Raw genomic sequence first — 19,776 nt, forward strand, 5'->3', positions numbered from 1 at the left:
GCAAATGCCAACTTTGTCTGAAATCAAAGAAAATTTTCAGATATGGCTACAATCACAGAAAACAAGGAAATCTGCCAACGGTTCTTCAGTGAGCTCCATGACAAAGGCAACTTCAACATCATAGAAGAATTGGTTGATCCCAATGTCATTTCACACGACCCGTTTCCTGGCCAACCTTCGGGCTCAGAAGGGGTTCGCAGTACCATGACGATATTTCGCAATGCGTTTCCCGACCTTAAGCTCATTCACAATGACATGATTGCCGAGGGTGACAAGGTGATGATTAAATTTACAGCCACCGGCACCCACAAAGGGGAATTTATGAACATACCCCCAACCGGCAATAAAATCGCTTACGAGGAAGTAGTTATTCTGCGACTGAAGGATGGAAAAATAGTAGAGCATTGGGCGGTGGCCGACGCAATGACGCTTTTACAGCAATTAGGGGTGAAGGAGATTTGAGACTGACAAAGGCAATTCTATTCTTCTATAATTCTTCTTTCAACGCCAGAACAGTGCGCTGTTTGTTGACGCTGATCCGGACATAAAGAGGAGGGAGGCCGGTTTGTTTTTTACCATGGTTTTTTCTTAGGTAGAAGTATACCCCAAAGCCGTGATTGCTTTGCATTTTTTGTCAGTTTTTTTGCGTTAGTCAATCGCTCTAAATCCTTGCTACTTGTCAAGCAAAAAGTGACATCAAATGAGGGATTTTGAGTTCATTTGAGCATCTTGCAACGCCCTGAAATAGAATGTGTGGCAATGACAAAGGATACCAAAATTACATTTCGTATTTGTACCTTTTGGGTCGCACATGAATTCAATAAAAAGGGCTTTTGAGGCGAATTAAAAAGGAAAAGCCTGTAAAATCATTGATTTTACAGGCTTTGAGCTTCGTTGAGAAGCGGAAAGTCGGGATGACTGGATTCGAACCAGCGGCCTCTTCGTCCCGAACGAAGCGCGCTACCGGGCTGCGCTACATCCCGTTTTTGTTCGGGGCCACAAAGTAAACACGATTTTTTTAAAAATCCAATTTTTTTTTGCCGGGGAAACCTCAAAATGGCAAGCCTCCCTGCCATCACCGGCGCTCAGGAAGCCCCTCCCGGAAACGCCCCGGCGCCATGCCGGTAAACTGTTTGAACTCCTTGATGAGGTGATTTTGATCATAGTATCCATGTTCCAGTGCGACCGCCATAAAGTCCACCGGGCGGGCGTACAGCAGCGCCAGGCAGGCCTGCACGAAACGGTGCTGCCGCAGGAATAGCTTGGGAGGCAGGCCGGTATAATAGCGGAAGTTCCGTTCCAGCCATTTGTAGTTAACGCCCAGGAAAGCGGTTAATTCTTTAACGGTCGTGAGGCCCTTACGCTGACAGATATACGAAAAGGCGGTTTCCAGCAGGCTGTTATGCCCCGGCTGTTCCGGCAGCTGTGTGGCCATCCAGGCTTCTGTGGCGTGTATCTTAGCCGTTGTGGAGGTAGCTGAGGCCAGCTGCTGTAGCAGTGTGGTGCTCTCGGGGCCCAGCAGTGCCGGCAAGCTCCCGGCGGCGCCCTGTTGCAGGCGGGCGGGTAGCAGGGGCCAGCGCTGGTAGAAGAGCACGGGGTTGAACCGGACGATGAGCAGTTCGCCCTCCGGCCGTTGCAGCTGCAGCGTGGTCTTTTCCAGGTACTGGCTGCTGATCCAGGCGCCGGCAAGGGTAACGGTGCGGTTGCCGGTGGTGAACGTGATGCGGTCTTCGGGATGAGGAAGAAACGCAACGGCGGGCATACCGTCGCTGACGGCGAGGCAGCTGTCTTCCAGGCGCGCGGCGGGCAGTACATAAAAGCCGGTGATCAGCCGTGACAGTGCGGCGGACGGGCGGATCATCTCCAGGCTTTGCATGTATTGGTACAGCGTTACGGGCATAGTGCAAAAGTAAAGGCGGAACGTCGGCCTGGGAAATAAATTAATGTCTAATTTTTACTACACAGTTACGCGGCACGATGGCATTTTTGCGGTTAAAAACATGATACTCCCTGTTATGGCCTATGGCCACACGATACTGCGAACACCCTGTACGGAGGTGCCGGCGGATTTCCCCGGGCTGGCTGAACTGGTGGAAAATATGTGGCAGACGCTGGCGGGTGCCCGCGGGGTGGGACTGGCCGCGCCGCAGGTCAATCAGCCGCTGCGGCTGTTTATCGTGGAAAGCCGGTCCACCTTCAACCAACTCGGTCCGGAAGAACGCGCCCGGCTTTTCCCTGACGGCGCCGGCATCCGGGAAACATTCATCAACCCGCGGATAACGGCCGTCTCCGCGGAGGACTGGGAGGACGAAGAAGGCTGCCTCAGCATCCCCGGCCTGTGGGCGCCGGTGCGCCGTCCATGGAGCATTACCATCGAATATCAGGACGCGGACCTGCGCCCGCGGCGGCGGACCTGTGCGGGCCTCACCGCACGGATGATACAGCATGAATATGACCACCTGGAAGGCCGTCTTTATCTCGATCTCCTGTCACCCCTGCAACGGAAACTGTTGGCCGGCAAACTCGAAAAAGTGCGCAAAGGCCGTTACAGGGCTGGTTACCCGATCAAATAAATCGTACCTTGCCGCCATGAAAATGAGCCAATATCTGCGGCAGGGGAAATCCGAAAACTACCAGGATGCGGAAGAAAAAGGGCTGCTGAAAGCCGGTGACGTGGCCCGTATGCTGACGAAGAAATTCAACGAGAAAATATCGGCGAAGGAACTGGCGCCTTTCGCTACGGAATGGCACCACGCCGGCGTATTCAAAGCCGGCAACACGCTGAAAGGGAAAAAGATCTATTTCTTTTCGCCGGCAGCCGTGGAGAAGATAACGCTGGCTCAACTGCTGGCTGGCAGGCAACAACCGGTAAAGGATACACGGGCCGTGAAAGGATGGTTCCCGCAGTTTTTTCGTATGACCGACCCCGTGAGCCGCCGTACTTACAACAAACGTTTTGTCGGCATCTATGAAGGGCCGGCCCATAAAGCGCCAAAAGGCTTCAAAGCACTGCCGGAAGCGGTATTTGCCAAAGCGGTACTACAAAAGGGAAAGGAGCTGAAAGCAGGAGAGGAGCCCGTCTTCTAAGCCCGTAGTTCCGCTGTTATCTGCCTGTAGCCCGCGGTAAAAACACCTGCCGGCGCATAACGTTCCACCCTGTCAAGGATGTCGGCGAAAGGCTTTTTACGAAAGAAACTGCGGTCCAGCCGCAATTTACGGTCACCATAACAAATGGTTAACTGCGCTTCACGGTAACGCCCTACGCGCGCCATGTCGATACTGGTAACGTCGGTCCAGCTAAAATGATGCGGCCGCCAGCCGCCGCTAAAACGCACGGTGTTCGGACCAAGGACCAGCTTCAGCCGCGTATAGGCATACATGGACCAGGCCAGGAAAAAAAACGCAAAACCCATGAAAATAATGTTCTGCCCTTTGATCTCGGTAAACTCCAGGTAAACCATTTCTGCGCCCATACATATCATCAAGATGGCGGCCACATAACAAAAGGTCCGGAACCACCTGGGAAGGGTAAATGTTTCCTGCATATAGAAGATTCCTTACAAAGAAAATAAAGTTTTCCTGTTTTTCTCGGCCTGAGTCATCATCCCAAAACTTTAAAATGTTGTCCTTTGTTTTCTTTGCGCTCCTTATTTTCTTTGCGTGCAATTTCGTATCTTAATTTTCGAAATCCATCATGGTATGAAAAGCTTGCCAACACTCCCGCTGATCGCAGACCAGCCCCGCTTCAGTCTACTGGACCCGGTGCGGAACAGGATTGAACTGATCATATTCTGCAGTGTTTTCAGTTTTTGCTTCATGTATATTTTCCTGCCCTTTAATATCAATATGTGGTATGAAGGACAGCACCTGCCACTGGTGACCTTCTTCGGCATTTTTACCGGTTGCGGCATAGTGGGGCTCGCCATCTCCCAGTTCCTGCTGGCAGGCTGGAAAATACGCCGCCGCCTCACCAACGCCACCTACCTCTGCTGGCTGCTGGGCGAAATTGTGCTGGTAGCCTCCATCGTTACCCTCGTGGACGTACTGCTCACCGATACCTTCTTCTTTACCTGGAACGAGTTTGTCAGCACCCTGCGGTATACCGCGCTGATCATGCCTCTCCCGTATATGATCTCCCTGCTCTGGTTTTTCTCCCGTGAGAAATACCGGCAGCTGAAATCACTGGAAAACAGGGTATCACAAATAGCGGGACCAGTGGCCCCGGTAGTCAGCATGCCGGCGGCAGCTCCTGTAATGTTACCGGACAACTGCCTGCAGATCAAAGACGAACAGGGCAAAACCGCCCTGTCGGTACATCCGGCCAAACTACTCATGATCAAAGCGGAAGATAACTACGTACAGGTGTTTTACCGCAACGGTACCGCCGTCAGTAAAGAACTGGTAAGGGTACCGCTCAAAAAAATGGAAACACAACTCACCGCCAGTGGCTTCGCCCGGGCACACCGTTCCTACCTGGTCAACCTGTCGAAAGTGGTACTTTTTAAGAAAAATTCAAAAGGTTACTTTTTACAGGTGGAAGGAATGGAAGATACGCCCGTTCCCGTATCCGGGACCTACCTGCCGGTATTTCAGTCAGCCTTCGGCTGATGTCCGGCTGCGAAACAAATGACCCCCTCGAAGATATTCCGGTAAATAATACACAATAGCCAATAGCCACTAATCGTTACCAGCGGCCTGTTGCTCAATAGCCATCAAATCCCGAAATTCCAAAATCTCGAAATAACCCAATTCCAAAAATCTCATTTCGCCCCATATGTGCCCGATTTCGCCCCAAACCCGCCGCTGTGGTCATGTTGCCACGGGTGTTTTTGGTAATATCGCCTTTGTCAACCTGTCTAAATTCCACCCTGATGATCAAAGTCTTATTATCAACCATTATTTGTCTGATGGGTTTTTTCCATCTGGCGCAGGCCCAGATCACGGTCTCGGGCAACGTGCGCAATGCGGACACTAAAGAGGTGGTCCCCGCCGTATCCGTCACCATGAAAGAAGCGCCTAACGGCGACTACACCAACGACCAGGGCAACTTCCGCTTTTCCGCCAAAAAACAGTACCCCGTCACCCTGATTTTTTCATCCCTTGGCTTTGAAACCAAAGAAGTCACCGTCACCGGCGCCGGGCCACTGAAAATAGAACTCACCCCCGTATCAGTGCTCGGCCGCGAAGTGGTGGTCTCCGCCAGCCGCTTTACCCAGAAAAAGATCGAATCGCCGGTCACCATCGAACGGATCAGCACCAAGGAAATCATCAACTCCCCCCAGCCCAGCTATTTTAATATGATACAGGGCCTCAAAGGGGTAGACGTGACCACCTCCAGCCTCACCTTCACCACCATCACCACCCGCGGCTTCAATACCAGCGGTAATACCAATTTCACCCAGATCGTGGACGGGATGGACAACCAGGCCCCCGGCCTCAACTTTCCCCTCGGCACCGCCATCGGCCTCACCGAACTGGATGTGGACAACCTGGAAGTGCTGTCCGGCGCCTCTTCCGCCCTCTACGGCTCCCGCGGCCTCAATGGTACCCTCGTCATGACCGGCAAAGACCCGTTCAAATATCAGGGCCTCAGCGCCCAGATCACCCAGGGGGTGAACCATGTCAGTAAAGGCAAATCCAACGACCCTTTCGGGCCTTCCCCTTACTACGACTGGACCATCCGCTGGGCCAAAAAAGTGAACGATAAATTCGCTTTTAAAATCAACATGCAGTACATACAGGCCAAAGAATGGATGGCCACCGATACCACCAATACCAACGGTCCCGGCGGCCCGCTCACCGACCCCAACTACAACGGCGTGAATATGTACGGCAGCAAAACATCCGTAGACATCAACCCGTTCCTCCAGGCTGCCCTCGCCCAGACACCGGAGCTGGCGCCCATCATCAACCCGCTGCTGGAAAAAGGCAGCAACTATGTGGCCCGCACCGGTTACCCGGAATACGGCTATCTGAGCAACGACGCCAAATTACTGAAGGCCAACGTGGAGTTGCGGTATAAGATCCGGCCACAGCTGGAAGCCATCATCTCCGGCACCTTCGGGAAAGGCAACGCGGTATACAGCAACGACACCCGCTACGCCCTCACCAATTTCCAGCTGGGCCAGTACCGTGCGGAGCTGAAAGCGGAACACTGGTTCCTGAGAGGCTATACCACCCGCGAAAACTCCGGTAACACCATCATCGCCAGCCCAACGGCCCAACTGATCAACGAAGCCTGGAAACCCAGCTTCAACCCAGCCACCGGCGACGGATGGTATCCGCAGTACACCGGCGCCCTGCTGGAAGCCATGGCCGGCGGTAAAAGCTACGCCGACGCCGGCAACATCGCCCGCGCCTTCGCGGACCAGGGCCGTCCCGACGCCTCCAGCCCCCTGTTCCAACACCTGAAAGACAGCATCTCTTCCCTGCCTACCTCCAAAGGAGGTACGCTCTTCCTCGATAAAAGCAAACTGTATAACGTGGAAGGTCAATACAACTTCACCCACCTCGTGAAGTTCGCGGAACTGATCGCCGGCCTCAACTACCGCCTGTACCGCCTCGACTCCAAAGGCACGCTGTTCCCCGATAGCGACGGTCCCATCGACGTAGCGGAATACAGCGCCTATGTCCACGCTACCAAAAAAGTGCTGAAGGAAAAGCTGAGCCTCAGCGCCGCCTTCCGCTACGATAAAAACACCCTCTTCGAAAAACCCCGCATCACCACCCGCGCATCGGCAGTAGCAGAGGTGAACAGGGAAAGCTTCATCCGCTTCTCCTACCAAAACGCCTATAGCTTCCCCTCCAATATCCAGGCGCTGCAAAGCACCCCGGTGGATTATAACAGCTTCGCCTCCGGCGGCTCTTCCAGGCTGCTCAACGGCGTTTACCAGTTCGACCGCTACCCGGCCTATACCCTGGAAAGCGTCACCAAATACCAGCAGAGCAACAACCCTGCTGACCTGCAGAAATTTACCCTCAGCGATATCAAACCGCAGTCGGTAGACGCCTTCGAGTTAGGTTACTCCTCCCTGATCGCCAAACGGGTGCTGATAGATGTGCTGGGCTACTACGCCACCTGGAAAAATTTCATCGGCTACGTCAACGTGGCCAATACCCCCGGTACCGACGATCCGGCCGCCTTTAAAGACCATAGCACCTATATGGCCTATAACATCGCGTACAACGGCGCAGAGAAGGTAAACACCTACGGCTATGCCGCCAGCGTGGCGGTAGACATGTCGCGCAACTTCATGGCGAAAGTGAACTTCTCGTCCGACTTCCTCAAAAACAGGAACAACAGTCAGGTCAACAATTTCAATACGCCCAACTATAAATTCAATATCGACTTTGGCAATACCGGCTTTGGCAAAAAAGAACGTTTTGCTTTCAGCACAACTTTCCGTTACCGCCCGGGTTATTTCTATCAGATAGGATTCGGCAGCGGCAATGTGCCAGCCTCTTCCGTGGTCGATGCGCAGATCAGCTACCGGCTGCTGCAGGCACATTGCAGGATCAAACTGGGCGGCACCAATATCACCAATGTGTATTACCGCAACGGCTTCGGCAGCCCGGCCATAGGCGCGATGTACTATATCAGCTTTGCCTACAACGTATTTTAATCATTTTTAAAAATGGAAATCATATGAAACGACACATCAGTTATGCTATCCTGACCCTCGCCCTGACGGGCCTGCTGGCGGCATGCCACTCGTCGCAGGAAGACAAGGACGGATACAAGACCAAACTCACCTTCGGCCCCGGTGAAGAAACCAAAATAGCCGAAGCCTTCCTCTCCATTAAAGACAGCAGCAGCATCTACCTGAAAGAAGGCACCTATAAATTCGATAACCTCAGCATTGCCCAGGTAAACCACATCCGCATAGAGGGCGCCGGCCCAGATAAAACGGTGCTCGACTTCTCCTCCCAGAGCCAGGGCGGCGAAGGTATCCGCGTAACGGACGTGAAAGGTTTCTCTATCCACAACATGACGCTGAAGGATTCCAAAGGAGACCTCATCAAAATAAATAAAAGTGAAAAGGTGGTCATCACCCACCTGAATGCCATATGGTCAAAAGCAGATTCCACCAGCGGCGGCTACGCCATCTACCCGGTGATGTGTAAAAATGTGCTGATAGAACACTGCTACGCGGAAGGGGCTTCCGATGCAGGCATCTACGTAGGACAGACCGACAGCGCCATCGTGCGTAACTGCAAAGCCTATAAAAACGTGGCTGGCTGCGAAATTGAAAATACCTCCAACGCACAGGTGTACGACAACGACTTTTACGGCAACACCGCCGGCTTCCTCATTTTTGATCTGCCCGACCTGTCACAGCGCGGCGGCCATGTGAAGGCCTATAACAACCACCTGCACGACAACAACGAACGCAACTTCGCCAAAGCAGGCAGCTTCGGTTCCACCTGGGGCGTGGGCAACGCTGCTCCCGGCAGCGGAGTGGTGATACTGGCGGCTTCCGATATTGAACTGTACAACAACCGTATTATCAATAACAACTCCAGCGCCATCTCCGTGGTGTCCGGCTTTTTTATTGACGCCAACGCGGGCGCTAAAATAAATGATCACTATGACCCTATACCCAGGAACATTCGCATCCATGACAATGAAATGCAGGTGGGTGACAGCTTTCCACCAGCTGTCTATGAGCACCATACCGGTAAAATACTGGTAGCGCTCGAGCAACAGCTCAACGCGCAGGACCCTGCCCGTAAAAATGCCCGCCTGCCTTTCATTACCTACGACGGTATTACCAGTAACGTGCTGACAAAAGGTACCGCCGCCAACCCCGACTCCCTATGCATCAGTCAAAAACAGTCCAACCTGTTTGTGAATGTGCATGCCTTACAGATGGGCTCCAAAGAATGGCGCCCCGATACAGTGGTGACACCGTTCTTATGCAAGTAATTTTTTTTGTTTAATTTTTTAGCGAGATGAGGAAGCCTTGTTTGCTGTTACTGATGTTTGTTTTTTTGCTGGCATGGTTCAACAGCTGCCAGCAGCAACCTGACCGGCAGGGCAATGCCGGCTTTCAGTTTAAAGAAAAACTGTCTGACTACGGATTTTTTACCGGCGATCTGAAGACACTGACGCCCCGAAAAGGCGTAGTGCGTTATGACCTGTCAACGCCGCTGTTTACCGACTACGCGGTGAAAGACCGCTTTGTAGTGCTGCCCGACGGCAAAGCGGCACAATACACGGCCCAGGGGCCGCTGGACTTCCCGGACTCCACCTTCATCATTAAAAACTTCGCCTACACCAGCCCGGAACACAAAAAGGTGATGATAGAAACCCGCCTGTTGTTCAAAGATCCGGCAGATAAAAACTGGAAGGTGATGAACTACCTCTGGAACGATCAGCAGACCGAAGCCGTAAAATGGATACTGGGCAAAAAGATCCCCATCACCCTGCTGGACGACAGCGGAGAAAAAATCTCCACCGTATACCAGATGCCCAATACCAACGATTGTAAACGTTGCCATATCAACAACAGCGTACTGACGCCCATCGGCCCGAAAGCACGCAACCTCAATTTCACACTGGCAGGACAAACCACCGGCCAGCTGCAGCAATGGGCCTCCGCCGGTATGTTACAGGGGCTGCCGGCAACGGCCATCCCGCAACTGCCGGACTGGAAAGACAGCGTGCATTACACGGTCAACGAACGCGCACGCGCCTACCTCGATGTCAACTGCGCCCATTGCCACACCAAAGGCGGCGATGCGTTTAATACAGGCCTCTTCCTCGAATATGAACAGAAAGGCAACGACCACCTCGGCATCATGAAACAACCGGTATCCGCCGGCGGCGGCGCAGGAGGACTCAACTACGACGTCATTCCCGGCGACCCGCTGCACTCCATCCTGGTTCACCGCATGAACAGTGCCGAACCAGGTACCGCCATGCCGGAACTGGCCCGCACCGTGATCCATAAGGAAGGCGTAGCCCTCATCAGGCAATGGGTGGCACAAATGCCGCTGATAGATTAGCAGGTGCTGTCCGATGTAGAAAACTTCAAACAACAAATCAAATTTTTAAGGCTCAACTACCTTCGTCGTATAATACGAGGTGTTGAGCCTTACTACTGGCGATGATACCAGAATAGTCGTATCTGGTTAGTATGGTTAACTAGATACGATTATTCATTTAATATAAATTTTATTTTCCAAAGTATATAGCGCAAAAAAATTTGTAAAATTATTTTTTCATTTTATCTTTAGTTAGCCTGTGAGTTCAATAGAGAACTGTCAGAAAAACCATTTGAAAACTCATTAGCCCGAAAAATGACCATAGTTGATTTCTCTTATAAATAACCAGGAAATGTTAACCTGATATTTCCACCTGATATTTTATTCCAGTAAGAGGACTTCTGGTTGGCCAACATTCAGTCTGATCATCATTGGCATGTCAGCCGTACTGAAGGAGGAAAAGCCTGTATTTTCAAGGAACAATGGAAGTTAGACGCCATTTTGTGTGACCCGTATTTTATCTATGCCATTCGATGATTAGCTGTTAAAATATAACAGAACAATAATTATTATCCATGAATATTCCACAAGTTTTCGCCGAACAAGGTGATGTTATTACGTCCGTGTTGAAACTCCTGAAATGCCTGAATATCTCTTATACATATACGAACCTGAAATTAAAACTGGAAGAACATCCCGACTATCCCAGTCTGCTTAGCATCAGCGAAGTGCTGCGCGAATATGGTGTTGTGAACTATGTAATGAAAACTAATGTCAGCACATTGTTGACGATCAGATCACCATTTATTGTACAATCCGGATCGACGTCAATCTCCGGATATACCTTTTCAGTTGTACGTGAAATGGATGCAGGATACGTTACCTGTTACGACACAGATAAAGGCAATTGGGTACGCATTCATCTTGATGATTTTGCTGCTGTTTGGACAGGCATTGTATTGGTTGTTACCTCGAAGGAAAATGCGATAGAGAAAGGATATAATGAAAATCAGAAAGTTGAAAGGAGGCGCAATATTTTTATTTTGGCCGGGGCAGTTTTCTTTCCTTTGCTGACGCTGGTGTCGGGTATTGCCGTAATATTTCAGGACGGGCGCCCGGCATTGTTCCCATTGACTTTCCTGGTTTTATCGCTTATAGGTGCAATTGTCTCAACTATGTTATTGATGTTGGAGCTGGGCAATTTCAACGTTGCGCTCAAAAAATTTTGTAGAAGCAATAACTGCGGTAGCGTGCATACCAGTGCCGGTAATGGTGTTGCGGGCGTAAGCTGGAGCGCCTTGGGTATTGCCTACTTTACAGGTACCGCCGCCTTTATGCTGACGAATGGGGTGACTGGAAAATTGTCGCTGCTTATCTTGTCGTTACTCAGTTTGGCCGCATCTGCTTTTACGATATATTCTTTTTATTATCAGTGGCGGGTGCTTAAAAAGTGGTGCTCGTTATGTGTATCCGTTCAGGTTATCCTGTTGTTGCAAGCGTTTATAGCGATGTCTGACGAATGGCTCTCCGGTGCAGGGGTATCAGATATTCCACCTACGCTGTTGATTTCGTTGTCTGTAAATTATGCATTGTCTTTTTTCCTGGTTGTTGTCGTCAGGGTTTTACTGAAAACGGAGAAGGAAGCGGCACAGTATAAAGTTGCATTTAAGCAGCTCAAATTAAACGAGGCCGTTTTTGAAGTATTGTCGTCCGGGCAGAAAGCCGTTACAGAGAATACGCAGGGTCTCGGTATCCTTCTTGGTAATCCACAGGCCGCCAATAGGCTTATTAAAGTATGTAATCCATATTGCGGCCCTTGTGCTGAGATACATCCTGAAATAGAACATCTGGTTCGTCAGTATCCGGATGACCTGCAGGTACAGATCATTTTTACTGCAACGGATAATGACAAAGCGGCGTTACCTGTGCGCCATTTTATGGCGCTGTCTGAGCTCGCTGATAAGACATTGCTGAATCGGGCGCTGGATGAGTGGTATAGCGCTAAAGAGAAGGATTATCGGCTTTTTTCCACCCGGTTTCCTGTTACGCCTGACCTGCCGGAGCACGGGGATAAATTAAAAGATATGAGAGAGTGGTGTACAAAAATGGATATCAGGTATACACCCACAATATTCTTCAATGGTCGGCAACTACCGCCGTCTTACCAGGTAGACGATCTGAAGTACCTTTTGTCAGCCTGATTTTAGCCAATTAATTCCACTTTATGATATTTCTTTCAGCTCAACCCTGTAATTATTACTTTTTGTGGCAATTGGAATTGCAGGTTTTTAATTTCAGACAATTAGGTATACCCGCAGAGAAAATACATGTGCTGATAGGGTATGACCCGCAATTGGGACTGAGTGAGGAATTTGCAAAATTGATGCAGGAAAACACTGCGGCGACCTTCTATACTTACCCGGATGTGAGGATAAAAAAACGTTACTTGTCTTCTCTCAGGCCGCATCTGATCAAACAGCATTTTACGAAGTTCCCCGAATTGTGCGATGAGGTTGTTTTTTATCACGACTCCGATATCCTGTTCCGCGAATTGCCTGATTTTTCTCAGATGAACAGCGAAGGTTGCTGGTATTTGTCTGATACCCGGACATACCTGGACAGTAATTATGTTCGTAGTACGGCTGATACTGACCTGTTTTATGGTATGTGCGCGCTTGTTGGAATAAGTCCCGATGTAGTCATCGCGCATGACCAGCATGCGGGAGGAGCGCAGTATCTGATCAGTAATGTACAGGTTGCTTTCTGGGAAAAACTGGAGAAAGACTGTGAAGGATTATATGCGTTATTGGAAGACTTCCATAACAAAAAAGCGGCGCAATATTATAAAGACACAGGACAAGCTGCAAGCAGATACCGGGGCATACAGGTATGGTGTGCTGATATGTGGGCCATGCTATACAACGCGCTCTTGTTCGGATATAAGCCGAGAATCCACCATGATCTTGATTTTTGCTGGGCAGGCGACCGTATGTCCAAATGGTACGACCGGAAAATTCTTCATTATTCAGGAGTACGTAATAATCAGGAGGGAAAGATGTTCTGCAAAACGGATTATATCCATTACCCACCTTATTATGCGGATCATAGTGGCCTTAGCGGCGACTTTTGTGGCTATGCGGTTGTGGAGTGTATGAAACTCTTTTTGGCGGAAAGATCTCACGGGCTACCGGACCTGAAAGATGTAACATTTGTTATTCCCCTGAAGATTGACTCCATGGAACGACGGGAGAACCTGCTTATTGTCGTTAAGTTTATCAGTACGCACTTCAATACAAATATTCTTGTGCTGGAAGCCGACGAAGTACCAGGACTTGAGTCAGGTAAACTGCCTTCGTGTTGCCGGTATGTTTTTGTGCAGGATAGTAATAAGTTCCTGCACCGTACAAGGTATAATAATGCGATGATCTCCGCTGCCAAAACACCGTTTGTTGTTTTGTGCGATACCGATATCGTAGTGCATCAGGATCAGGTGACTGCCGCGGTGGCACTCCTCAGGCAAGGGCAGGCCGATATGGTGATCCCATACGATGGAGAAGTACTCGCGGTAGACCCTTTGTTTAAAAAGATGTTTGAGAAACTGCAGGACATTTCCTTACTGTCGCTGAACAGAAAGAAGTTTTTTCCGGCTACTAAAAGAGGCGTGGGTGGGTTGGTATTTCTGAAAAAAGCAGCTTATGTAAGCGCGGGAATGGAAAACGAATTTATTGAAAGCTGGGGGCCGGAAGATATGGAGCGACGTAAAAGGATGACCATCTTACGTTTCAGGGTGATGCATCTTTCCGGACCAGTGTACCATTTGCCTCATCCGAGAGGAACAAACTCTGGTTATGTTTGTAGAGAGCGGCGTATAAAATATATGGAAGAGTATGTGAAAGTCTGCAATATGCGAAAGGCTGAACTGGAAGAATATATTCAATCATGGGATTGGTTGTTATCCCCAAAAATGGAAATATGAGTACAGATGTTTTCATAGAAAATGCCATAAGATACTATGGAGCATTAAATGCTGACAGTACACAAGGTTATGGATTGTATTCCGGTAAAGCAGGGTTGATTGCTTTGTGTTACACACTTCATTCATATACCGGAAACGACATTTTTGCATCGAAAGCGGATTGGTTGCTGAAGGAGTTGGGAAGTAATATATCAAAGGTGGGCACTGTTTATTTTGGAGACGGGCTTACTGGTATTGGATGGGCCATAGAATGGCTGTCTCAGAATAAATATCTCCAAATCAATACCGACGAAATACTGGAAGAACTTGACACAAGAGTGTATCGGACGGTGATGTATGAGCCAGGTAAAAGCCTGCGGCTCGATAGCGGAATACTGGGGCTGTCACTGTACCTGTTGAGCAGATACCGTAGCAAAAATCATTTGACGCCGAGGCTAAAAACCTTGTCGCATCAGGAGTGTCTGGTCGTCTTAACGGATGAAATGGAGACGAAATTAGGTGCATTGGAGCATGAATATGATGCGGCTGCGATAATAAACCTTAGTCAGATGATCATTTATAGCGGTAAGGTATGGCAGTATAAATTGAATATCGAAACAGTTGAACGGTTAATATACAGGTGTATCGATGTTGCAGATAATCTGTTGAAGAAGTATAACGACACTTCCTCACGGTTGTCAGGTCCGCTTATACAGTTAGCTTATGCGCGGTTTTATGCAGGAAGTATTTTAAATCTTGATAGCTGGATGGAACAGTCAAGGCAATACATCTCAATACGTTCTTCTTCGACGCCGGTTGCTGACATGGATTTGTCGCTTGTTTGTAAACTATATAAAGATAATTTGATCGGCGAAGAATATTATCAGTTGGCGCTGGAGTCGCATGCCCATCTGTTCAGCTCTCCCATGCATTGCCTGGGAGTTTTATCGGCCTCCGTCGGGAACGGTGGATTTTGTATCGAAAATTGGGGCGAATACTGCCTGGTAGGATAGTCCCTTAAAATATTAGCGCTAAGCGGGTGTATAGAGTGAGCTCCTCTTAATCCTGCAGCCGTTACTGCGTCACAGGCTAAAATTGAGAGCGTTTTTTTATTAAACAAAAAAAATCGTTATGGAAAAGTTTAAATTAGAGGAAACGAACCAGTATCCCGGTGAATTCCTGTCAAGGGAACAATTGAGGAATATTTTAGGCGGTACTGCCCCTTTGACCAATCCGTATTGTGATGGAACTGAAACATGTTCCAACGGATGGAAATGTGCTGATGGCACAAACTCCGGTAAGGAAGATTGTGAAGAAGCTACCCAGTGGTGCATTAACAATGGTTCTACAGGAGTAAGATGCGATTGGTAATAAGAAGGGCATAATAAACTGCCTTTAATCCAGGATGCAGAGCGCGCTTGAGTTTGTTCATAGCCGCCTCTGCATCCTGATATAACTTCAGGTGCATAGTAAGGGTTGAAGCAGGCCCGGATCCTGCTGTATCCTTACATTTTTTTACTGATTTATACAATGTGACACTATGAAAATCCCCGACGGCGCCGTTTTGCCTGGTCTTTTTATGGGTAACTTTTTTTGTCTTATACCCAATACAAACTTCGCCTTTGTTGTCGTATCCAAAAACTCCTGCTCTTTTCTTAAAAAAGTAGCCATTTTTAACAAAACGGGCGACTGGATGGAATCGGTGGAACAGACGCACAAGACGATTGGCTTTACCGATAAATCGGGATACCTGGTTCCCGTAAATGAGATAGACAATTATGAGAAGGAAAATGGAAAGTTAATAAAATTTACAGTTTGGAGAGATCCCGTGGAGCGGTTTGTCTCAACCTATAAGTATTTTTGTATTGAAAAGGAATACAGGACCTATTTTCATTATTTAAATTTGCATACAGACTGTGGCTTCGGGCGATTCCTGGAGTTTGCCACTTTTGAATTAGGGAAAAAAGATCCCCTGTCACAGGATGAGCATATCAGGAGACAGTCGGACTTTTATTCTCCTGGTGCCGTGGACCATATTGTTCCTATTTCCGGACTAAATGACTTTCTCCACCGGTACAGCATACCATTCAGGAAAGAGCGGTCAAACAGAACGGAGACGCGATTTGAAATTGACTCGAAAGAACACCTGGACCTTATCAAAGAATTATATAAACCGGATTTTGCAATCCAACCAAGTTGTTAATACTTTATAGTATGCGAATTTTCACGGTGCCCGTAGTTGTGATTTTAATTGGACTTTTAGGATTGTTCTCCTGCAGGGACGGAATAAAACGCCCGTCTGAACAACAACTGGTTTTTAGTTTAAAAATTTCGCTTAAGGGATTTGGAAAGACAAGGATTACGGCAAGCAATGCTTATGCCGCAATTAAAGTTGTACCATCGGACATCCGGCTGGAAACAGATGAACAAACCGTTATTGTTAAAGGTGACTTGTTGAAGCCAGGGTTGCTAAACGTTGATATTTATAACCTGTCGGACAGGACAAATTGGCCGATCGTCATTTATGTCGACGGGAAAGCCGATTCTACTTATATAAATGCCGATATACGAAACGCTAAAACGCCGGGGTTGCCAGCTTATCCTGCCGTGGCTTCCTCTTCGCCTTTACAAAAGCAACTCTCGTCCTATATGTATCTGAGAGATAGCACCCGAAAGCTGTTTTACGATCGAAGAACGAAAGTCAGGGAGGAGCTGGTCCGGGCGATAGAAAACGACGACAGAAAATTGATTGATTCGCTATCTGATATCGTCAACAACTTCGAACACCGGTTCCGGTTTTATGAAATCGACGCAGCGAAGCGTTTCCTTTCAGATACACCTTTTTCGTTGATTTCCGTTTATGCGGCGCTCGAGGCAAAAATAGCCAGGTGGGACCCTCAAACTGGTTTTTCAGTTTACAGGCAGCTGCCGGCGGATCTTCGTAGCAGTGAATATGGCGAATTGCTCAATAAGGAGCTGCTGCGGTACCGGTCGGCGGCCGAAAAAACCGGAAATAAGGTTGCCCGGCTTTATGGGAAGGACGATAATGGAAAGGAGATAGACGCCCCTACGGCCTTCCGTCATTCCAAATATACGCTGGTTGTTTTCTGGGCGTCCTGGTGCGGCTCCTGCATAAGAGAAGTCCCGGAACTGAATCAACTTTATGATAAATACCGTGGGAAAGGATTCAACTTAATTGCGGTGTCGATAGACGAAAACAGGGATAGCTGGTTAAAGGCTATTAAAACAAATAAATTTAAGGCCAGCCATCTATTGGAACTGAAAGGGACCGAAAATATTAAACAGTTTAACATTACTACAGTGCCTTATTCCTTTCTCCTAAACAGCGATGGAACCATCTTAAATGTGAATAGCCCGCTGGATTCCATCAGAATGAAATTAATGGACCTATAGCATATACCTGTCATCGTTATGGCTGATAAATTTGTTGTCTGGTTAACAGGGCTGTCCGGTGCAGGGAAATCTACACTTGCGGCAGGACTCAAAAAGCATTTTGACTTTTTACAAACCGCTTCCATCATTTTAGACGGCGACGCCATTCGCAGCGGGCTAAATGCCGATCTTGGATTTTCACGCGAAGACCGCCGGGAAAGCCTTCGGCGGATGGCGGAAGTTGCCCGCCTTTTTTTGCGATCGGGAATTATCCCTATTGTAGCAGCCATTTCACCTTATGCGGAAGACAGAACCGCGGCCAGAAGGTGCTTTAAGGACGATATTTTTATTGAGGTGTTTGTCAGGTGCCCGTTGATATATGTGAGCATAGAGACGTAAAAGGATTGTATAAGGCCGCCAGAAGCGGTAAGATTCAGAACTTCACAGGTATTTCGGATGAGTTTCAGGAGCCGCTGAATCCCTCCGTTGTGATCGATACTGCTACAGAGAGCGAAGAACAGTCGCTCGCAAGATTAAAGTCTTTTCTCGACAATTTTCTTGGTTAAATTCACATATGGAAAGCAGCCGTACCCCGGCTGCTTTTTTTATGCTTTAAACCTGCGGATCAGCTGCTCCCTGTAAGACTGGCTGACCGGCACCGTCTGCGTTTTGGAAAGATACACGGTGTCTTTTTTTATAGCAACAATTTTCTTCACCGGAACAATATACGACTTATGTACCCGCACAAAGTCCCCGGCCGGCAACTGCTCTTCCAGCGCCTTTAAAGTACTACGCTGCAGTATATACCTGTCTTCCAGGTAGATTTTCATATAGTCGCCCACCGCTTCTATATAACGGATGTCGTCATGGTAGATCTTTTCCGTACTGCGGTTATTGTCGACAAAGAAATAACTGCGGACAGGATCATTTTCCTCAGTTGTTTTTATTTTGGAGATAGCCTTCAGAAATCGCTCGTAGGAAAAAGGCTTCAACAGGTAATCCACCGCATTCAGTTCGAAGCCGTCCAGCGCATATTCCTGGTAGGCAGTGGTGAAGATCACCTGCGGCGGATGTTCCAGGTTTTTCAGGAAAGTAAGTCCGCTCACCAAAGGCATTTGTATGTCTAAAAAAAGCAGGTCCACGGAATACGTTTCCAGCATGGCGATAGCTTCCATGGCGTTGCGGCAATGGCCCACAATAGCGATGCGGCCGCACCGCATTACATATTCTTCCAGGATTTCGTGAGCAATAGGCTCGTCATCTATGATCAGGCAGTGTATCATGAGGCTGTCAGGTCAATTGATAAATATACTTTGTACGTACCATTCCCTTCATCCATCTTTAAAGTGTGTTTGCCGGGATAATACAGCGCCAGCCGTGCTTTCACGTTTTCGATCCCCACACCGCCGCTGCGGGGAAGGGGAGTGGGATGGGCATGTACATCATTGACGATTTCAAAATATAATTGCTTGTCTTTTAAAACGATGGTAGCGTTTATGTGAGCGCTTTCCCGGAAATGATGCGCGCCATGTTTAATGGAATTCTCGATGAAAGGCAACAGCAGCAGGGGAGCTACCATCGTCGTGCTGTCCACGCCTTCTGCGGAAAACTGTATATGCACATTCCCCAGGCGCCGGTTTTCTATGGCGAAGTAACTTTCTATGAAGGCCACTTCTTTTTCGAGCAGCACTTTCTCTGCATTGCTTTCGTACAGGATGTAACGCATAGCGTCAGACATCTGAAGAATGAAGTCCGGCGCTTCTTTTTTCCCCAGTAACGTCATGCCATAAACGCTGTTCAACGTATTAAACAGGAAATGCGGGTTGATGGTCGCCCGCAGCGAATCTATTTTCAATTGGTAGTTTTGCCGCTCCATCTGCCAGCTCCGGTATTCGCTTTCTATAGCATAGCGCCAGAAAGCGATGGAACTGAAAGCTACCAGGTCGGGCACCAGGATGCCAAAAGACCACCCCTTCCAATAGGCCATCCGCCGGGTGTTTACGGTGAATTCTGCTGTATAGAATTGTTGCAGACCGCCGTCGCCGGCTATTTGCATGAAAATCCGGCTGACGAGGTAGTTATTGGGGATAGAAAGTATAAAAACAAAAAAGATGATAACCGGAAACAGCAGCCAGTATTTTTTATGCTGCAGCAGCCAGGGAACTGCCAGCCGGTAGTATAGCAACCAGTATAAAGAGGAAGCGATGGCGTACAGCACGATAGCCGGATGCGGAAATAAGCCGGTCGCCTGGCCCGTTTCCGGCATGTTAAGATACCAGGCGTATTTATAGGCGCCGGCATATAACAGCCAGATGGTCAGCTCATAGATCAGTGAAAGTTTACGTCTGTTGGTAGCCTCCTGCGGTTTCATATGCTGTAAATCTATTCAAAATACAGGCATGTAATACCTTTTGCGATGAAACAGCCTCCTTTTGCGATGA

Annotated in this window: 17 protein-coding genes, 1 tRNA gene and 1 pseudogene; 14 read left to right on the forward strand and 5 right to left on the reverse strand. The window is 48.6% G+C overall.

Annotation, left to right across the window (positions count from 1 at the left end; genetic code table 11):
* The first annotated feature begins 42 nt into the window (after nucleotides 1–42).
* Nucleotides 43–462: an ester cyclase gene (locus tag HF324_RS10585; protein WP_168859741.1), complete on the forward strand. Its 420-nt coding sequence runs from the start codon at nucleotides 43–45 to the stop codon at nucleotides 460–462.
* A 447-nt stretch (nucleotides 463–909) separates the two neighbouring features.
* Here HF324_RS10585 and HF324_RS10590 read toward each other — a convergent pair.
* Nucleotides 910–983: transfer RNA gene (locus HF324_RS10590), tRNA-Pro, on the reverse strand.
* Nucleotides 984–1,075: 92 nt separating this feature from the next.
* A complete protein-coding gene (locus tag HF324_RS10595) occupies nucleotides 1,076–1,900 on the reverse strand; it encodes a helix-turn-helix domain-containing protein (RefSeq protein WP_168859742.1) in 825 nt (274 codons plus the stop codon).
* A 100-nt stretch (nucleotides 1,901–2,000) separates the two neighbouring features.
* Between HF324_RS10595 and def the strand changes: the two genes are divergently transcribed.
* Nucleotides 2,001–2,573 (forward strand): peptide deformylase, encoded by a 573-nt coding sequence (def, locus tag HF324_RS10600; protein WP_168802452.1) that lies wholly within the window; start codon nucleotides 2,001–2,003, stop codon nucleotides 2,571–2,573.
* A gap of 16 nt (nucleotides 2,574–2,589) precedes the next feature.
* The gene (locus HF324_RS10605; RefSeq protein WP_168802453.1) at nucleotides 2,590–3,087 is read left to right on the forward strand and encodes a hypothetical protein; all 498 of its coding nucleotides are present in this window, start codon (nucleotides 2,590–2,592) and stop codon (nucleotides 3,085–3,087) included.
* Here HF324_RS10605 and HF324_RS10610 read toward each other — a convergent pair.
* Nucleotides 3,084–3,545, reverse strand: a complete 462-nt coding sequence (locus tag HF324_RS10610) for a hypothetical protein (protein WP_168802454.1) — start codon at nucleotides 3,543–3,545, stop codon at nucleotides 3,084–3,086. The genes HF324_RS10605 and HF324_RS10610 overlap by 4 nt on opposite strands.
* A 154-nt stretch (nucleotides 3,546–3,699) precedes the next feature.
* Between HF324_RS10610 and HF324_RS10615 the strand changes: the two genes are divergently transcribed.
* From HF324_RS10615 to cysC, 11 genes and pseudogenes are all read left to right on the forward strand, one after another.
* Complete coding sequence (locus tag HF324_RS10615; protein WP_168802455.1) at nucleotides 3,700–4,608, forward strand: LytTR family DNA-binding domain-containing protein; 909 nt, start codon at nucleotides 3,700–3,702, stop codon at nucleotides 4,606–4,608.
* A 263-nt stretch (nucleotides 4,609–4,871) separates the two neighbouring features.
* The gene (locus HF324_RS10620) at nucleotides 4,872–7,622 is read left to right on the forward strand and encodes a TonB-dependent receptor (RefSeq protein WP_168859743.1); all 2,751 of its coding nucleotides are present in this window, start codon (nucleotides 4,872–4,874) and stop codon (nucleotides 7,620–7,622) included.
* Nucleotides 7,623–7,645: 23 nt separating this feature from the next.
* The gene (locus HF324_RS10625; RefSeq protein WP_168802457.1) at nucleotides 7,646–8,926 is read left to right on the forward strand and encodes a parallel beta-helix domain-containing protein; all 1,281 of its coding nucleotides are present in this window, start codon (nucleotides 7,646–7,648) and stop codon (nucleotides 8,924–8,926) included.
* A 26-nt stretch (nucleotides 8,927–8,952) separates the two neighbouring features.
* The gene (locus HF324_RS10630) at nucleotides 8,953–10,008 is read left to right on the forward strand and encodes an SO2930 family diheme c-type cytochrome (protein WP_168859744.1); all 1,056 of its coding nucleotides are present in this window, start codon (nucleotides 8,953–8,955) and stop codon (nucleotides 10,006–10,008) included.
* A gap of 554 nt (nucleotides 10,009–10,562) precedes the next feature.
* Nucleotides 10,563–12,188 (forward strand): vitamin K epoxide reductase family protein, encoded by a 1,626-nt coding sequence (locus HF324_RS10635; protein ID WP_168859745.1) that lies wholly within the window; start codon nucleotides 10,563–10,565, stop codon nucleotides 12,186–12,188.
* A gap of 23 nt (nucleotides 12,189–12,211) precedes the next feature.
* Nucleotides 12,212–13,963: a galactosyltransferase-related protein gene (locus HF324_RS10640; RefSeq protein ID WP_168859746.1), complete on the forward strand. Its 1,752-nt coding sequence runs from the start codon at nucleotides 12,212–12,214 to the stop codon at nucleotides 13,961–13,963.
* Complete coding sequence (locus tag HF324_RS10645; protein ID WP_168859747.1) at nucleotides 13,960–14,955, forward strand: lanthionine synthetase LanC family protein; 996 nt, start codon at nucleotides 13,960–13,962, stop codon at nucleotides 14,953–14,955. The genes HF324_RS10640 and HF324_RS10645 overlap by 4 nt, the downstream gene beginning before the upstream one ends.
* Before the next feature lie 118 nt (nucleotides 14,956–15,073).
* Nucleotides 15,074–15,313: a hypothetical protein gene (locus HF324_RS10650; RefSeq protein WP_168859748.1), complete on the forward strand. Its 240-nt coding sequence runs from the start codon at nucleotides 15,074–15,076 to the stop codon at nucleotides 15,311–15,313.
* A gap of 169 nt (nucleotides 15,314–15,482) precedes the next feature.
* Complete coding sequence (locus HF324_RS10655; protein ID WP_168859749.1) at nucleotides 15,483–16,145, forward strand: sulfotransferase family 2 domain-containing protein; 663 nt, start codon at nucleotides 15,483–15,485, stop codon at nucleotides 16,143–16,145.
* Nucleotides 16,146–16,156: 11 nt separating this feature from the next.
* Nucleotides 16,157–17,356, forward strand: coding sequence for a TlpA family protein disulfide reductase (locus HF324_RS10660; protein ID WP_168859750.1), 1,200 nt, complete (start codon nucleotides 16,157–16,159; stop codon nucleotides 17,354–17,356).
* A gap of 18 nt (nucleotides 17,357–17,374) precedes the next feature.
* Nucleotides 17,375–17,901, forward strand: a pseudogene (cysC, locus tag HF324_RS10665) (adenylyl-sulfate kinase).
* Between the two features lie 39 nt (nucleotides 17,902–17,940).
* Here cysC and HF324_RS10670 read toward each other — a convergent pair.
* Both HF324_RS10670 and HF324_RS10675 read right to left on the reverse strand, forming a co-directional pair.
* The gene (locus HF324_RS10670) at nucleotides 17,941–18,618 is read right to left on the reverse strand and encodes a LytR/AlgR family response regulator transcription factor (RefSeq protein ID WP_168802459.1); all 678 of its coding nucleotides are present in this window, start codon (nucleotides 18,616–18,618) and stop codon (nucleotides 17,941–17,943) included.
* Nucleotides 18,615–19,706: a sensor histidine kinase gene (locus HF324_RS10675; protein WP_168802460.1), complete on the reverse strand. Its 1,092-nt coding sequence runs from the start codon at nucleotides 19,704–19,706 to the stop codon at nucleotides 18,615–18,617. The genes HF324_RS10670 and HF324_RS10675 overlap by 4 nt, the downstream gene beginning before the upstream one ends.
* Nucleotides 19,707–19,776: the final 70 nt, after the last annotated feature.

This window comes from Chitinophaga oryzae (genome assembly GCF_012516375.2).
Lineage (GTDB): Bacteria > Bacteroidota > Bacteroidia > Chitinophagales > Chitinophagaceae > Chitinophaga > Chitinophaga oryzae.

Bases quoted from the DNA above. Each gene is read 5' to 3' on its own strand.
- HF324_RS10660 (WP_168859750.1), top strand. From the start codon at position 16,157: ATGCGAATTTTCACGGTGCCCGTAGTTGTGATTTTAATTGGACTTTTA.
- HF324_RS10630 (WP_168859744.1), top strand. From the start codon at position 8,953: ATGAGGAAGCCTTGTTTGCTGTTACTGATGTTTGTTTTTTTGCTGGCA.
- HF324_RS10595 (WP_168859742.1), bottom strand. From the start codon at position 1,900: ATGCCCGTAACGCTGTACCAATACATGCAAAGCCTGGAGATGATCCGC.
- HF324_RS10635 (WP_168859745.1), top strand. From the start codon at position 10,563: ATGAATATTCCACAAGTTTTCGCCGAACAAGGTGATGTTATTACGTCC.
- HF324_RS10625 (WP_168802457.1), top strand. From the start codon at position 7,646: ATGAAACGACACATCAGTTATGCTATCCTGACCCTCGCCCTGACGGGC.
- HF324_RS10615 (WP_168802455.1), top strand. From the start codon at position 3,700: ATGAAAAGCTTGCCAACACTCCCGCTGATCGCAGACCAGCCCCGCTTC.
- HF324_RS10650 (WP_168859748.1), top strand. From the start codon at position 15,074: ATGGAAAAGTTTAAATTAGAGGAAACGAACCAGTATCCCGGTGAATTC.
- HF324_RS10640 (WP_168859746.1), top strand. From the start codon at position 12,212: ATGATATTTCTTTCAGCTCAACCCTGTAATTATTACTTTTTGTGGCAA.
- HF324_RS10645 (WP_168859747.1), top strand. From the start codon at position 13,960: ATGAGTACAGATGTTTTCATAGAAAATGCCATAAGATACTATGGAGCA.
- HF324_RS10610 (WP_168802454.1), bottom strand. From the start codon at position 3,545: ATGCAGGAAACATTTACCCTTCCCAGGTGGTTCCGGACCTTTTGTTAT.
- HF324_RS10620 (WP_168859743.1), top strand. From the start codon at position 4,872: ATGATCAAAGTCTTATTATCAACCATTATTTGTCTGATGGGTTTTTTC.
- HF324_RS10585 (WP_168859741.1), top strand. From the start codon at position 43: ATGGCTACAATCACAGAAAACAAGGAAATCTGCCAACGGTTCTTCAGT.
- HF324_RS10670 (WP_168802459.1), bottom strand. From the start codon at position 18,618: ATGATACACTGCCTGATCATAGATGACGAGCCTATTGCTCACGAAATC.
- HF324_RS10675 (WP_168802460.1), bottom strand. From the start codon at position 19,706: ATGAAACCGCAGGAGGCTACCAACAGACGTAAACTTTCACTGATCTAT.
- def (WP_168802452.1), top strand. From the start codon at position 2,001: ATGATACTCCCTGTTATGGCCTATGGCCACACGATACTGCGAACACCC.
- HF324_RS10605 (WP_168802453.1), top strand. From the start codon at position 2,590: ATGAAAATGAGCCAATATCTGCGGCAGGGGAAATCCGAAAACTACCAG.
- HF324_RS10655 (WP_168859749.1), top strand. From the start codon at position 15,483: ATGAAAATCCCCGACGGCGCCGTTTTGCCTGGTCTTTTTATGGGTAAC.